Source organism: Gracilimonas sp. B-17, from assembly GCF_056857935.1.
Window position 1 is genome coordinate 344,381 of sequence record NZ_JBSXOA010000010.1, and the last position, 14,089, is coordinate 358,469.

A 14,089-nucleotide genomic window follows, 5' to 3' on the forward strand; every position below is an offset into this window, starting at 1 on the left:
TTAAATAAGGCGCAACCCAATATTTAAAGCGTTATGGCAGAAGCAACAGAAACAATTGAAGAAGAAGTAAAGGATCAGGCGGAGGTCATTGAGGCTCCGAAAGAACCTTTATTTTCGAAGAAAAATCGAAAATTAATATCAGATCCGTTCAACGACGACAACCCAATTACTGTACAGGTACTTGGTATTTGTTCGGCTTTGGCGATTACCGTAAAAATGTACCCGGCTTTGGTCATGGCCATATCGGTAATTTTCGTAATGGTGTCGGCAAACGTCATTGTATCGCTTATGCGAAACCTGATCCCGAACCGTATTCGAATTATTGTGCAGCTGGTAGTTATTGCATCGCTGGTAGTATTGGTCGACCAGGTACTCAAGGCCTATGCATTCGATGTATCTAAAGAGCTTTCGGTATTCGTAGGTTTGATCATTACGAACTGTATTATCATGGGTAGGCTGGAAGCATTTGCCCTGGGTAATGGCGTTTGGAAATCATTCCTTGATGGTCTTGGAAATGCCTTTGGTTATGGAGCTATTCTATTGGCCGTAGCATTTTTCAGAGAACTATTTGGAACCGGAACGTTATTTGGGTATCAGGTAATACCGGAAGCCTGGTATGCGTCAAACGGCGGGTATTATGTGGATAATGGGTTCATGCTACTTCCCCCAATGGCGCTTATTGTTGTAGGTGTCATCATCTGGGTACAGCGTGCAAGAAATACCAAATTGATCGAGGAGGCTTAAGAGAATCATGCAAGAGTTAATCAATATATTTGTAAAAGCTGTTTTTGTTGAGAATATGATCTTTGCCTACTTCCTGGGCATGTGTTCATATCTGGCCGTATCCAAGAAAGTAACCACAGGTGTAGGTCTGGGTTTAGCCGTGATCTTCGTATTAGGCATCACGGTTCCCGCTAACTATTTGCTCGATAATTATGTGCTATCAGAAGGTGCATTAGCGTGGATCAGCCCGGAATTTGCAGATGTAGATCTTAGCTTCCTGTCGTTTATCCTGTTCATAGCTATTATTGCATCTATGGTTCAGCTGGTTGAAATGACCGTTGAAAAATTTGCACCGGCACTATATAACTCGCTCGGGATCTTTCTGCCCCTTATCGCTGTTAACTGTGCTATCCTTGGTGGTTCCCTGTTTATGCAGGAAAGAAACTACGCCAATATCGCAGAAGCTTCTGTGTTTGGCTTGGGCAGTGGAGTAGGCTGGTTTTTGGCCATTGTAGCTATTGCAGCCATCCGCGAAAAGATACAATATTCAAACGTTCCGGGACCTCTCAGAGGCTTAGGGATCACCTTTATCGTAACTGGCCTGATGGGCATTGCCTTCATGTCGTTCATGGGTATCAAGTTATAATCATTATATAAGAAGAGCTTTTAAAAATGATATCAGCAACATTAGCATCTACAACCCTGATCGTATCAGCAAGTGTCATCGTTTTCTTTTTGGTGATATTTGTATTGGTATCCATCCTGTTAACAGCAAAAGCCTATTTAGCTCCTTCAGGTCCCGTTCATATCAAGATCAATGATGAAATGGACCTCAAAGTTGATTCCGGCAGCACGCTTTTGAGCACTTTAAGTGACAACAAGATATTTCTTCCATCAGCATGTGGTGGCGGTGGTACTTGCGTGCAGTGTAAATGTCAGGTTCTTGAGGGAGGCGGTGAGATCCTTCCAACTGAGAAACCCCACTTTACCCGTAAGGAACAACAGGAAAACTGGCGACTTGGATGTCAGGTTAAAGTGAAAGAAGACATGGAGATCAAGATCCCTGAAGAGGTATTTGGGATCAAGAAGTGGGAAGCAGAAGTGGTTTCTAACTATAATGTTGCCTCATTTATTAAAGAATTTATCATTGAGATCCCTGAAGACATGGATTACAAAGCAGGGGGGTATATTCAGATCGAGATCCCGCCATGTGAAGTGGATTATAAGGACATCGATATCACGGCTCACCCTGAAGAACATCCCGGAGAACCTGACAAATTCCAGAAAGAATGGGACGGTTATGGCCTTTGGGATCTGAAGATGAAAAATGCTGAGTTTGTTGAACGTGCATATTCTATGGCCAGCTATCCTGCAGAAGGCCGTAAGATCATGCTCAACGTACGTATCGCCACCCCACCATGGGACAGGGAAAAGAATACCTGGAAAGACGTGAACCCCGGTATTGCCTCAAGTTATATATTTTCCAGAAAGCCGGGTGATAAGGTAACGATCTCAGGCCCTTACGGTGAATTTTTCATCAAAGAGGAAAGTGAAAAAGAGATGCTTTACATCGGTGGTGGTGCAGGTATGGCCCCTATGCGTTCACACCTGTATGAGTTGTTCAAAACGCTCGAAACCGGCCGCAAGGTGACATACTGGTACGGTGGACGTTCCAAGCGTGAGTTGTTCTATCTGGACCACTTCCGTGAACTGGAAGAGAAATTCGACAACTTCCAATTCTTTGTGGTACTATCCGAACCCCTGGAAGAAGATAAGTGGGTGGAGAAAAAAGATATCCATGATGAAGAAGGTGACGGTTTCCTGGGATTTGTTCACCAGGCTGTGATCGATCATTATCTGGAGCAGCACCCGGAACCGGAAGAAATTGAATTCTATTTCTGTGGTCCTCCTTTGATGAACCAGGCCGTACTGCAAATGTGCGACGAATGGGGCGTTCCTGAAGAGAACGTTGCATTTGACGACTTTGGCGGCTAAGACCAGATCAATAATTTTGAAAAACCCCGTAGGTGATACGGGGTTTTTTTGTTTAACCACTATGCCATATTCCATTATGAAAAGATTCACTTCACTGCTATTCATAACCATCTTTGCAATTTCCTGCTCGCAGATCAAGGAATCCAAGTATATAGAGAATAACGGAAGAGCGCAGGGCACAACATACCAGATCAAATATGAGTCACCTGAAGGAAAAGACCTGGGGGATGATATTGAAGCTATCTTTAAACGCATTGATCTCTCCATGAGTACTTACGTACCCACCTCGCTTATATCAACCGTTAATAAGGGAGACACCCTGGTTCATGTAGATACTCTTTTCCTGGATGTGTTGGATCGATCCCTTGAAATAGCAGAAGAAACAAAAGGTGATTTTGATCCAACGATAGGTCCGCTTGTAAGTTTATGGGGTTTTGGTTTTGAGGAGATCAGGCAGGATGTAACCCCGGATATGGTGAGCAATACGATGAAGAGAACCGGGTACCAAAATATTGAAGTCAAAGATGACAGTGTGAGGATACCCGAAGGATTTCAGATCGATTTTAATGCTATTGCACAAGGATTTACAGTTGATCATTTAGCGGATTACCTGGAAAGCCATGACATTATAAATTATATGGTTGAAGTAGGAGGGGAAGTAAAGGCAAGAGGGGTTAACCAAGCCGGTGAGGTTTGGAGGATCGGTGTTGACAAACCATCAGAAGAAATAGATGCAGAGGGCCGGTTTCAGTTTATTATAGAACTCAGAGATAAGGCGTTGGCTACTTCCGGAAGTTACAGGAAGTTTTGGGTAGATGAGGAAACCGGAGCCAGGTATTCTCATACTATTGATCCTGCAACAGGTTACCCGGCTAAGAACAGGCTTTTGAGCGCATCGATCATAAGCAACTCAACGATGGATGCTGATGCCTACGCTACTGTGTGTATGGTGAAGGGAGTTGAAGAGTGTAAAGCTTTCCTTGACACTAAAACAGAATTAGAAGGGTATCTTGTCTGGGATGATGGCTCCGGTAACTGGAAAACATATGTTACCGAAGGTTTCGAAACGTATATCGTGAATTAATTAAATAGCGATCCACTCCACTACCCGACAAAAGGGCTGAATTCCTCATCATTTTTTTTAGAGGAGTTCGGGTTTTTACATTTTTGATCCGGGGTTGCTCCACAAAACCCGCAAGCTTCTCCCTCTTTATTTAAGAAAGGACTTTGGCTGGCACAGGTGCCGGCAAATTCGCCATCTTCCTTGGCCCAGATCTTAACCGCAATACCGGCAAAACCGATGCCGATCAATCCAACTGCTACAATAAATTCTAACATATTATCCTCTTGATTTAGTGGACCTAAAGTTCGGGATTTATGTACCAAACAGCAATAATCCCTAAAGAATTTCGGGTGTATGTGACCTCAACTCTTCTTATATTTGATGCCCTTTTGAAATACGAACAACACACAAGTTCAACATTCGGTGTTCCTTGTTAAGTGTTCAATATTCACTAGCGCCCGTAGCTCAACCGGATAGAGCGTCTGACTTCGGATCAGAAGGTTGAGGGTTCGAATCCTTCCGGGCGTACCACAAGGCTCGCTGGCTAAGATAGCGGGCCTTTTTTATTTCCCCGAAATTCTCGCCGACCGGGGACCGAAGACGGAAGACACGAGAATTCTTATAATGAGAAGTTTTAAAGCTGTTGGTAAAGTGAGATCTGAGGGAGCCGGTTAACTCTAATCTGTCAGCTGGCGGGTAAGGCCGATCGTATTGTTTGAAGAGGCGGGACATTCAGTTCGGGGCAAAATCTCTGTACTTTCTGTGCAGAGTGGTTTATTTTGAACGAGTAAATAATGAAATTATCGCCTTATCAAAAGAAATAATTTCAAGGGTTTAAAGAGACAAAATTTTGAAGAACGATAAACAAACCCGGATATCAATAATGAAGTCAGGTACTTATTTAAAAGTACTTCTCTGGATGGTAATTCTGTTAAGTTGGCAATGCATTAGCAAGGCAAAGGCACAAATACTATATCCGGAAAGCCGGCATTTCTCCACCTTCGACTGGACACAAAATCTACGTCTCCAAATTTTGGATAAAAGCCATGCCTATGGCGACCTATTATATGACCGCGGGTTTTCGAGAGTGTTGACCCCTGATACAAAACATGAATATGAACTCGATATGATGGACCAGGAATTCTATTTTGGGGATCAATACGAGTGGTATAAAGGTGACTTGTCCGGACTAAGAAGCCGGTTTTCCAGTTATGATAAAAGAAGATGGGCTGTATTTACTGAACTGCACGTTGACAGTGATCTAACTGAAAGATCCACACTGGGTTTGAATACCTATCTTCAGCAAACGGCAAGAGCTAACAGGGCACTTTTTGAATTTGTATACAAGAGAAAGATCACAGAACATCACTCCGTATTTCTTCAACAAACGATCTCGGAATATAAACGGGATGTGGATGCAACACTTTCCTACAGATATAAAGACGACAAGATCGGGCAGTTACGATTTGATGTTACCTATCAGGATTATTTGAATAATATTGTGAATGATGTAGGAAACGACCCTTATTTCGAGACCCCGGAAGAGGCATCCATGAACTATCAGGAAGAAGTGCTATCACCGAACACGTTATTCCTGGGAAGGTGGAGCAGCACAGGAACGAAGAGATTTCACTGGGACATGAGTTTTATAGTGCAGCCGGTGGTTAAAAAGAACATATTTAATAACTCGGAAGATTCCTTTTCTGTTGATACTAAAGAATGGCTATATGTGATGAATGGGCTCGTCGATGTTAATATCCGGTCGATCACTCTTGGTGTATTTGCTTACAAGACATTTAATAAAGAAGAACGGCGGGGAATCGCTGATCAGGTCCCGGTTAACTACAGTGCAAGGCAGATAAACACAAAATTTGGTGTAGTTGCTAAAGGATCCTTTTGGAAGATCACACCAATATTCAGGCTCTCCAGGGAGATTTATAATGATACTCAGATTGGCGACAACGGGGGAATTTCAGTTGTAGATCAGGAATTCGATCTGAAGGAACGCCGCTGGATGCTGGATGCAGGATTAATATATAGATTGAATGATCACCTATCGATCACCTCACGCTATGAGTCACAATTGCGAACAACAAATGAGGGCTTACTGGCACTGCATAATACCGATGAAATACATAATCTGGTTCGTAACTGGGGGCAGTTTTATATTGATACCGGTCGCAGGTTAGATAACAGGATCTCATTGCATATCACGATGAATTTACACGAAAAATTGAGACTTCAGGTATTTGGAGCCTTTGATCTGGATGCCGACTCAAACAGGTATATCGAACGTATTCAGCGTTTTGATAAAGGTGGGGCTAAAATGATAATAGCTTTGGACTGAATTAGAAATTACCCAAAAATAGATCCTTAAACCCCCAAAGCCCGGTCATTGCAGTAGATGTTAGGTATTTCGAGGACAATGTTGGTTAAGATGAAGGCCCTGAAGGGTCGTACAAGAACATGTTTAATAGTCTGTCCTCGAATTATCTAACATCAACAGGGATGACAACTAAAATGAGATACGATATCCACTTCGAAATTCAGTGTTCCCTGTTCAATGTTCGATATTCAAAAGGTTTCTACTAATTCTGCAATATATTTTCTAACCTTGCGTGAAAGATCACTTTTAACAGTTAAATGTGTATGAAACCATTAATTCTACTGCATGGGGCATTGGGGACCTCAGAACAATTAGGGCCGTTGTCAGAAAAACTGGATGTGGATCAACCGGTACATCGGTTGAATTTCGAAGGACATGGATCGGGGGTTCAGCCGGATAGGCCGTTCCGCATGGAATATTTCGCTGAAAATGTTCTCAAATTCATGGATAAAAATGAGATAGGTCAGGCTGACCTGTTTGGCTATAGCATGGGAGGTTATGTTGCTCTGTATATAGCTTTGCATGATCCGGAGCGGGTAGGTCAAGTATCTACGTTGGGTACAGTTTTGAAATGGTCGCCGGAGGTTGCTGAACGTGAAGTGAAGTTTCTGAACCCCAAGAAGATCCGGGAGAAAGTACCAAAGTTTGCCACAGAATTGAACAGACGTCATCCGGGCGCATGGGAAGAAGTTGCCCTGAAGACAAAAGACCTGTTATCAGACTTGGGTAAAACACCGCGAATCAAGGATGATGAGTGGTCAGATATTGATCACAAGGTAAGAATTCATGTGGGTGACAGAGACGAGACGGCCGGCATTCAGCAAAGTATGGAATTATATAGAGAGCTGGAAGATGGGGAGTTCGTAGTTTTGCCAAATTCACCCCATCCAATAGAACAGGTAGATATGGAGCTGTTAGTGGCTTCGTTGAACGGCTTCTTTGGTTAATAGATTTATAAACCTGATCCACCCTCGTACACCCCACGGTCTAATCAGCAAGCTGATTTACCCTCTCCCCTCAAGGGGAGACCTCCGGTGGAATATTGAATAACGAATATTGAACAGTGAATAATGAATTTTCATCCTAACCCAATTAGGGGTCATCCTGAGTGCTCGAAGGATCTTGCCTATTCATAGCTTGTTGTCCATATCGACTTCCACCCCGTCATCCGTCCTCGGTCCCCGGTCAAATCTACCCGGTTGCCCGTATTCACAACCCAACCCCTGTCCCTTGCCCTACGGCTCATTGAAGTTACACTGGTAATCAATAATCACCGCCGCAGGGTAAGGGAACTCTTTGGTACGTACTTTTTGAACAAGACAACATAAGTCGTGATTACTGTTTTATCGTTAAAGTTGATATCTTGATCAACGTTCAAAAACAAATGGGTAACAGGAGTATATAATTGAAGCAGATAGTAGTAACAGGAGGAGCCGGTTTCATTGGATCACATGTGATCGATCGGTTGCTGGAAGAAGGGTATGACGTAACGAACATCGATAATTTCGATCCCTTTTATGACGAAAAGATCAAAAGAGATAATATAAAGGGGCATTTGGACTTTGACACCTACACGCTTCATGAGGCAGATATCCGGGATATGGATGCCGTCAGAGCGGCTATCCCCGATAACACCGATATCATCATTCACCTGGCAGCCAAAGCCGGTGTCCGTCCATCTATTCAGGACCCGATCGCCTATCAGGAAGTCAATGTAAGGGGCACGCAAAACTTGCTTGAAGTGGCAAAGGAAAAAGAGATCCCTCAGTTTGTGTTTGCTTCCTCCAGCTCGGTGTATGGTAAGAATCCGAACGTGCCGTGGAAAGAAGATGATGTAGTGCTGCAACCCATCAGTCCGTATGCCAGCACCAAGGTGAGTGGGGAGTTGCTGGGACATGTGTACAGCCATTTATACGACATCCGGTTTGTAGCTCTTCGTTTCTTTACCGTCTATGGACCTCGTCAGCGGCCTGACCTGGCGATCCATAAGTTCTTAAAGCTGATGAATGAAGGAAAGGAGATCACACTGTATGGGGATGGTTCAACCAGGCGGGACTATACCTTTATCGAGGATATTGTAGACGGCATCATGAATGCGACCCGTTTTGAGGAAAGCATGTACGAGATCATCAACCTTGGAAATAACGACACGGTGGAGTTGCTTGAATTGGTTGAGGCCATCGAAAAAGCCTCCGGTATCGAAGCCAACAAAACCTTCGGGCCGGAGCAACCCGGTGATGTAAAACAAACCTGGGCTGATGTCACCAAAGCCGGTCGCCTCCTGAATTACCACGCCGATTACTCCATTGATAAAGGCCTTAAAGCCTTTGTGGAATGGTATAATAAGGTGAATTAAGTATGGTGGTTGTTTCGAAATAAGTCCCTGCATCCCGGTGGAATAACGAATATCGAACACTGAATAATGAATATTCATCCTAACCCAATTAGGCGTCATCCTGAGTACTCGAAGGATCTTCACGGGTTGTATATTCCTGCATTGCCCTGATCACGACCTCATCTGTCTTCTCCTTCGCAAGGAAAAGGACGCCTGTTATGCTCGGTAAATTGGGAATATGGTATAGGTTCTGGTTAGTGCATCGTTTAGAACCAGGATTATCAGGAATAGAAGGGTGATTTACAGTATCCACTTCGATATTCAATGTTCCTTGTTCAATGTTCGATATTCAAACTCATCCGTCTTCCGTCATCGGTCGTTTATCCACTCAAAACTATCCTGATGTTTAGAATTAAGTTTATTAATTTCAGGCGTCAAAAAAACAAGCAGATATGTATTGAACGGAGTCGGGGAAAAGCACTCACAAAGAAGTATCGGTTCATTTTGAGGCTTCAAGCCTCTCACTCAAAACTACCATCTTGTCCCAGTTAGATAGTTTACTTTTTTATTGTCTAAAATAAATATTACTTGGACTTAGAAAAAAATGCGTAAAGAAACGGACGCAACGAAGCGTAAAGAAAGAAATCATACCGCTGATGAATTTAGCACTAGCAAATCTCGTGAAGGAGCATTGATTTCTTTTAGCGAAATGGAGACCGTTTTAGCATTATTTTCGCAGCCGAGAGCTTTTGTTTCTTTTGGCGGTCCAAAAGAAAGGTAAAGTGCATTAAAGGTAAAGTGCATGCAAAGAATTGGTTACCCGTATCCACAACCCCTCTTTGTTTCTCCCCTAAACTTAGGGGAGAAGACGCTTTGGGTTATTTAGAGGCAGTTAAGAGAATGGGATTGATGGAATCTGAAATATTGAATCACAGATTAAAACGTTGAATGTTCAATGTTCTTCTGTTCAACCCGGCCTTAGAAAAAAGACCGTTAAGAAAATGATGAAATGCAGCGTTAAAAAAGAAATCATACCGGCGAGAAGCTACGCACTAGTAACATTAGTGAAGGACCATTGATTTCTTTTAGCGGAATGGAATCATTTTTAGGTCTTTTTTCTACAGCCTTGATCTTTTGTTACTTTTGTATCAAGACAAAAGTAAGGGAAAGTCGATACAGGCAAGAAATTATAAATGCATAAAGCACATAAATGACCCAACTCAAAAAATTACTTAAAAAAATTGAAGACAAAACCTACACCATCGGCATCGTTGGCCTCGGTTACGTCGGCCTCCCCCTCATGTGGACCTTCCACCAGGCCGGAATGCCGGTTCTGGGTTTTGATATTGATCCCAAGAAAATTGAGAACCTCAAAAACGGGAATCCATACATCAAGCACCTGGGGACGGAGATGATGGAGGCGCTGGCCAACTCCGATAAAGCCGATGCCACCACCGATTTCTCCCGACTGGATGAAGCCGATGCTATTTTGCTATGCGTGCCCACACCGCTCGACCACCACCGCGAGCCGGATATGAGCTATGTGGAGAAGACTACCGAAACCGTCTCCCAATACCTGCGCAAGGGACAGCTGGTAATCCTGGAATCCACCACCTGGCCGGGTACGACCGAGGAGCTGATGATCCCTATTTTAGAGAAGAACTCCGGACTGAAAGCCGGTACAGATTTTTATGTGGTCTACAGCCCCGAGCGCGAAGACCCGGGCAACCCGAATTTCAATACGGCCAAAATTCCAAAAGTGGTGGGCGGACATGGAGACGAGGCTTTGAAGCTGGCCACCGCCATGTACGATACGGCCATTGTGCAAACCGTGCCGGTTTCAGACTGTAAGACCGCCGAGGCCGTGAAGCTGACCGAGAATATCTTCCGCTCGGTGAATATTGCCCTGGTAAATGAACTGAAGGTGATATACGAAGCCATGGGTATTGATGTGCACGAGGTGCTGGATGCCGCAGATACTAAACCATTCGGTTTCATGAAATTTACACCCGGACCGGGACTGGGCGGGCACTGCATTCCCATTGACCCCTTTTACCTTACCTGGAAAGCCCGTGAGGTGGAGCGGTACACCCGCTTCATTGAGCTGGCCGGAGAAATAAACACCAACATGCCAAGCTATGTGGTAGAGCGTACCATGCACGCCCTCAATACCCACAAAAAAGCCATGAACGGCAGTAAAATCCTGGTGATCGGCCTTGCCTATAAACCGGACGTGGACGACATGCGTGAATCCCCGACCTTTAAGATCTTTGACCTGCTGAAAGCCAAAGGAGCTGAGATCGCTTATTACGATCCGTTCATTCCCGAGATCTGGGAAACCCGCGAACACGGAGAATACACCGGCATGCAAACGGTAGTTTGGAACAAAGAAACCATTTCAGATTTTGATTCGATAGTGATCTCAACCAACCATTCGACTATTGATTATGAAGAACTGGCGGAGTGGAGTAAGTGTATTGTGGATACGAGGAATGCGATGAGTACGGTACAAGCAAAAAGCTCTAATCATATTTTTAAAGCGTGATAGGTAATGAAAAATTCAAAATTTAAGAATAAAAATGGATACAATACCTCAACCACCACTAGTCATTCCCGAGAAGTCGGAAATCTAAAAGTGCGTATTAATTTCAAGATCCATCACCCACTATAGAGTTTCCCCGCCTGAACGGGGATCAAGGGGTGGGTAAAAAGGTGCAAGGATCTGGTTCGCAGGCTGCAGCATGAAAATATTGATAGAATCGGGGTAAAGTCTCTGCACCCATCCTCGTATACCCCTCTGTAAAATCAGCAAGCTGATTTATCCTCTCCCCTCAAGGGGAGACTTCTGGTAGAATATTGAATATTGAATATCGAACACTGAATTTTGAAGTGGGGTATTCGGGAATAGAAAAGTGATCTACAGCATCCACTTCGATATTGTGTGTTCCGTGTTGGATATTCAATATTCCCGACGGTCCCCGGTCAAACACACCCACTCAAAACTCAAAACCCAAAACTAACCACTAAACACTAACCCCCCCCCTAATCTATCCGGCTTATAAATAAAACCTTATAGCTATAACGTCGTAATTTGTTATTTTAAAAACCAATAGGTTAATAAGCACACACACGTATCAGGGCATGCAGAACATCTCATCTTTGTCTGCAATAAAAAGTGGGTTACTCCTGCTGATGACACTCATCAGCGTGACCGAAATACAGGCCATCACCCCTATACAAACCACCTCACAGGTACAAGAACGGAATGCTGAAGCTCCGGCTCTCATCGGAACCGAGAGTTTATTCTTTGCTGATATCGATACAGTAAAACAAGTGGTTTATGTGCTGATCTATGACGAATTCTGGTCCTACGACCTGAAAGAGGAACAATGGGCCCTTCTCCACACCCTGGAGGAGTCTGAAATGGATGAGCTGCTGTCAGAACCCAAGGAATTTGGGTATGATCATGTCTCAGGCAATATTTATATGTGGTCAACCGGCGTAGGATTAGTCTACCGGATCGACCTCGAAACCTTTGAAGTAAAGCGAATAGACCGGTCATTTCACCACAAAAATCAATTTGGCCACATACCATTCTTTAGGGATGGTAAGATCCATGCGTTTGGCGGCTATGGGTTTTGGGAGGATAAGAATTTGATCACCCATTTTATTCCTGAGGTAGGAGAGTGGTTGATCGTAGCTCCGGATGCAGACTCACCATACCCACCTGAGAGGGTAGGTGGTTTTGGGGTCTATATTAATGAAAGGGATGTATTTTATGCCTATGAGGGTAAAATAATTGAGAATCGTGAACACGATGACAGTAATTCGATAAGGTCTAACAATGGAGAGGTCTGGAAGTTTGACTTTAAGGAGATGAAATGGTCATTGGAAATGACTCCCGGCCAGCTAGAAAAACTTCGTTTCCCAAGCGTGGGAGCAAGGAATGTATATGGTGCCAGCAGGACTACTATATCCTCATCCCATTACAGTGCTGCTACAGGCAATTGGTATATACCAACAAAGAAGGAAGGGGGTGATATGGCCAATGTCTATTTAAGAGCATTCGATCTTATTGACCACACCGAATTCAAGCCGGTCCAAATTGATGCCACCACAGAAAATGCCATGATCAGCACTCATTTTTTATTCAATGAAAAAAGTCAGGATCTGGTCTTTGTTGGCTTTAGAAATGTTACGAATAATGAAATTCACCCGCTGATGGTACTAAAGGTGCCTGAATCTGAGATACTGAAGCAACTTGAGCCGGCAGATAACAGTAAGGCTCTAATTTATGGTTCATTGTTAGCTGTGGGGGTATTATTGATACTTGGGTGGGTCTATATCAGGTTCAATGGTTCGATCCCCGTGATAAATGGCCGTCAGCCCACCGTCTCCAGAGAGGATCTGGAACAGGTATTCAATAAGACAGAGCAGTCACTTCTTAAGGCGATCATGGATTCAGATCACATGCCGGAAACCAGCGAATTGGAGGAGATGGTCTGGCCGGATGTAGATAATTACGATTATCGCCGAAAACTTAGGAATGAAACGATCCGGGCTATCAATGAAAAGGCTCAGGAATCGTTCGGGCTGAAGGATAAGCTTATCTTTCGTCAGCGCGATATGGAAGACAACCGCCGCTTCCGCTATGGAGTCAACAAAGATCTTTTGGGGTGAAAAGATTATGAATATCGAATATTGAACAAGGAACACTGAATTTTGAAGTGTAGGATCGGTATTAGATTCAGACAATTCTGCCTAAAATAGAGTTTCCCCGCTTGGGCGGGGATCAAGGGGTGGGTAAAAAGGTGCCAGTGTCTGGGGCGCCGGCTGCAGCATTAAAAATTTATAGAATCGGGGTAAAGTCTCTGCACCCACCTCCGTACACCCCTCGGTCAAATCAGTAAACTGATTTACCCTCTCCCCTCAAGGGGAGACTTCCGTGGGAATATTGAATAACGAATATCGAACACTGAATAATGAAGTAGAATTTACAGGATCAGAACAATGATCTATTTGATCCACTTCGATATTCAAGCAGTCCTCCCTTGAGGGAGGTGCCGGGCTGAGTGATTACGAAGCCTGGCGGAGGGTGTAAGGGGTTGGATTAGGCTTACAAACCCCATTTAGGCGTCATCCTGATCCGCCGGCTGGCGGAGAAGGATCTTGCCTATTCATAGCCTGTTGTCTATATCGACTTCCACCCCGTCATCCGTCCCCGGTCCCCAGTCAAAACTACCCGGTTGCCCGTATTCACAACCCAATCCCTGTCCCTTGCCCTACGGCTGGTTGAGGTTAAGCCGAAAAATTAAATCCACCACCGCAGGGTAAGGGAACGCTTTGGTTATAAATGAGCACCGTCTGACGACTGAAACATGGATTGTTAGTTTAATCCGGCAAAGGGTCGTCTGACGGATAGAATAATTAGGCTTGGTTGCCCTGATCACGACCTCATCTGTCTTCTCCTTCGCAAGGAGAAGGACGCAATTTATGTCTGGCAAAATTGATAGCAAAGCATGGGCTTTGGTTACTGCCTCGTTTTGAACCGGAATTTACAGGATCAGAAGAATGATCTACAGGATCC

The 14,089-nt window shown here is 44.1% G+C and carries 11 protein-coding genes and 1 tRNA gene; 11 read left to right on the forward strand and 1 reads right to left on the reverse strand.

The window, feature by feature from the left end:
* The first annotated feature begins 33 nt into the window (after window positions 1-33).
* The 4 genes from AC13FX_RS04805 to AC13FX_RS04820 all read left to right on the forward strand — a co-directional run bounded on the left by AC13FX_RS04805 (window position 34) and on the right by AC13FX_RS04820 (window position 3,802).
* Window positions 34-744, forward strand: a complete 711-nt coding sequence (locus AC13FX_RS04805; RefSeq protein ID WP_482879358.1) for an NADH:ubiquinone reductase (Na(+)-transporting) subunit D — start codon at window positions 34-36, stop codon at window positions 742-744.
* 7 nt (window positions 745-751) lie between these two features.
* Window positions 752-1,369: an NADH:ubiquinone reductase (Na(+)-transporting) subunit E gene (gene nqrE / locus AC13FX_RS04810; protein ID WP_482879359.1), complete on the forward strand. Its 618-nt coding sequence runs from the start codon at window positions 752-754 to the stop codon at window positions 1,367-1,369.
* 26 nt (window positions 1,370-1,395) lie between these two features.
* Window positions 1,396-2,718 carry an NADH:ubiquinone reductase (Na(+)-transporting) subunit F gene (nqrF, locus tag AC13FX_RS04815; protein WP_482879360.1) on the forward strand — a complete coding sequence of 441 codons (1,323 nt, stop codon included), beginning with the start codon at window positions 1,396-1,398 and terminating at the stop codon, window positions 2,716-2,718.
* 76 nt (window positions 2,719-2,794) lie between these two features.
* Window positions 2,795-3,802 carry an FAD:protein FMN transferase gene (locus AC13FX_RS04820; protein WP_482879361.1) on the forward strand — a complete coding sequence of 336 codons (1,008 nt, stop codon included), beginning with the start codon at window positions 2,795-2,797 and terminating at the stop codon, window positions 3,800-3,802.
* A gap of 20 nt (window positions 3,803-3,822) precedes the next feature.
* On the opposite strand, the gene AC13FX_RS04825 is transcribed toward AC13FX_RS04820, so the two are convergent.
* Entirely contained in the window at window positions 3,823-4,056 is a 234-nt protein-coding gene (locus tag AC13FX_RS04825) for a membrane or secreted protein (protein WP_482879362.1), read from the reverse strand.
* A gap of 179 nt (window positions 4,057-4,235) precedes the next feature.
* Here AC13FX_RS04825 and AC13FX_RS04830 point away from each other — a divergent pair.
* The 7 genes from AC13FX_RS04830 to AC13FX_RS04860 all read left to right on the forward strand — a co-directional run bounded on the left by AC13FX_RS04830 (window position 4,236) and on the right by AC13FX_RS04860 (window position 13,182).
* Window positions 4,236-4,312, forward strand: a tRNA-Arg gene (locus AC13FX_RS04830).
* Between the two features lie 319 nt (window positions 4,313-4,631).
* The gene (locus tag AC13FX_RS04835; RefSeq protein WP_482879363.1) at window positions 4,632-6,128 is read left to right on the forward strand and encodes a hypothetical protein; all 1,497 of its coding nucleotides are present in this window, start codon (window positions 4,632-4,634) and stop codon (window positions 6,126-6,128) included.
* Between the two features lie 302 nt (window positions 6,129-6,430).
* Entirely contained in the window at window positions 6,431-7,114 is a 684-nt protein-coding gene (locus tag AC13FX_RS04840; protein WP_482879364.1) for an alpha/beta fold hydrolase, read from the forward strand.
* Between the two features lie 458 nt (window positions 7,115-7,572).
* Window positions 7,573-8,523, forward strand: a complete 951-nt coding sequence (locus AC13FX_RS04845) for an NAD-dependent epimerase/dehydratase family protein (RefSeq protein WP_482879365.1) — start codon at window positions 7,573-7,575, stop codon at window positions 8,521-8,523.
* Window positions 8,524-9,106: 583 nt separating this feature from the next.
* Window positions 9,107-9,283, forward strand: coding sequence for a hypothetical protein (locus tag AC13FX_RS04850; protein WP_482879366.1), 177 nt, complete (start codon window positions 9,107-9,109; stop codon window positions 9,281-9,283).
* Window positions 9,284-9,712: 429 nt separating this feature from the next.
* A complete protein-coding gene (locus AC13FX_RS04855; RefSeq protein WP_482879367.1) occupies window positions 9,713-11,047 on the forward strand; it encodes a nucleotide sugar dehydrogenase in 1,335 nt (444 codons plus the stop codon).
* Window positions 11,048-11,643: 596 nt separating this feature from the next.
* Entirely contained in the window at window positions 11,644-13,182 is a 1,539-nt protein-coding gene (locus tag AC13FX_RS04860) for a hypothetical protein (RefSeq protein WP_482879368.1), read from the forward strand.
* Window positions 13,183-14,089 lie beyond the last annotated feature (907 nt).

Coding starts and splice junctions, on each gene's coding strand:
- AC13FX_RS04805 (WP_482879358.1), top strand. CDS start 34: ATGGCAGAAGCAACAGAAACAATTGAAGAAGAAGTAAAGGATCAGGCG.
- nqrE (WP_482879359.1), top strand. CDS start 752: ATGCAAGAGTTAATCAATATATTTGTAAAAGCTGTTTTTGTTGAGAAT.
- nqrF (WP_482879360.1), top strand. CDS start 1,396: ATGATATCAGCAACATTAGCATCTACAACCCTGATCGTATCAGCAAGT.
- AC13FX_RS04820 (WP_482879361.1), top strand. CDS start 2,795: ATGAAAAGATTCACTTCACTGCTATTCATAACCATCTTTGCAATTTCC.
- AC13FX_RS04825 (WP_482879362.1), bottom strand. CDS start 4,056: ATGTTAGAATTTATTGTAGCAGTTGGATTGATCGGCATCGGTTTTGCC.
- AC13FX_RS04840 (WP_482879364.1), top strand. CDS start 6,431: ATGAAACCATTAATTCTACTGCATGGGGCATTGGGGACCTCAGAACAA.
- AC13FX_RS04850 (WP_482879366.1), top strand. CDS start 9,107: ATGCGTAAAGAAACGGACGCAACGAAGCGTAAAGAAAGAAATCATACC.
- AC13FX_RS04855 (WP_482879367.1), top strand. CDS start 9,713: ATGACCCAACTCAAAAAATTACTTAAAAAAATTGAAGACAAAACCTAC.
- AC13FX_RS04860 (WP_482879368.1), top strand. CDS start 11,644: ATGCAGAACATCTCATCTTTGTCTGCAATAAAAAGTGGGTTACTCCTG.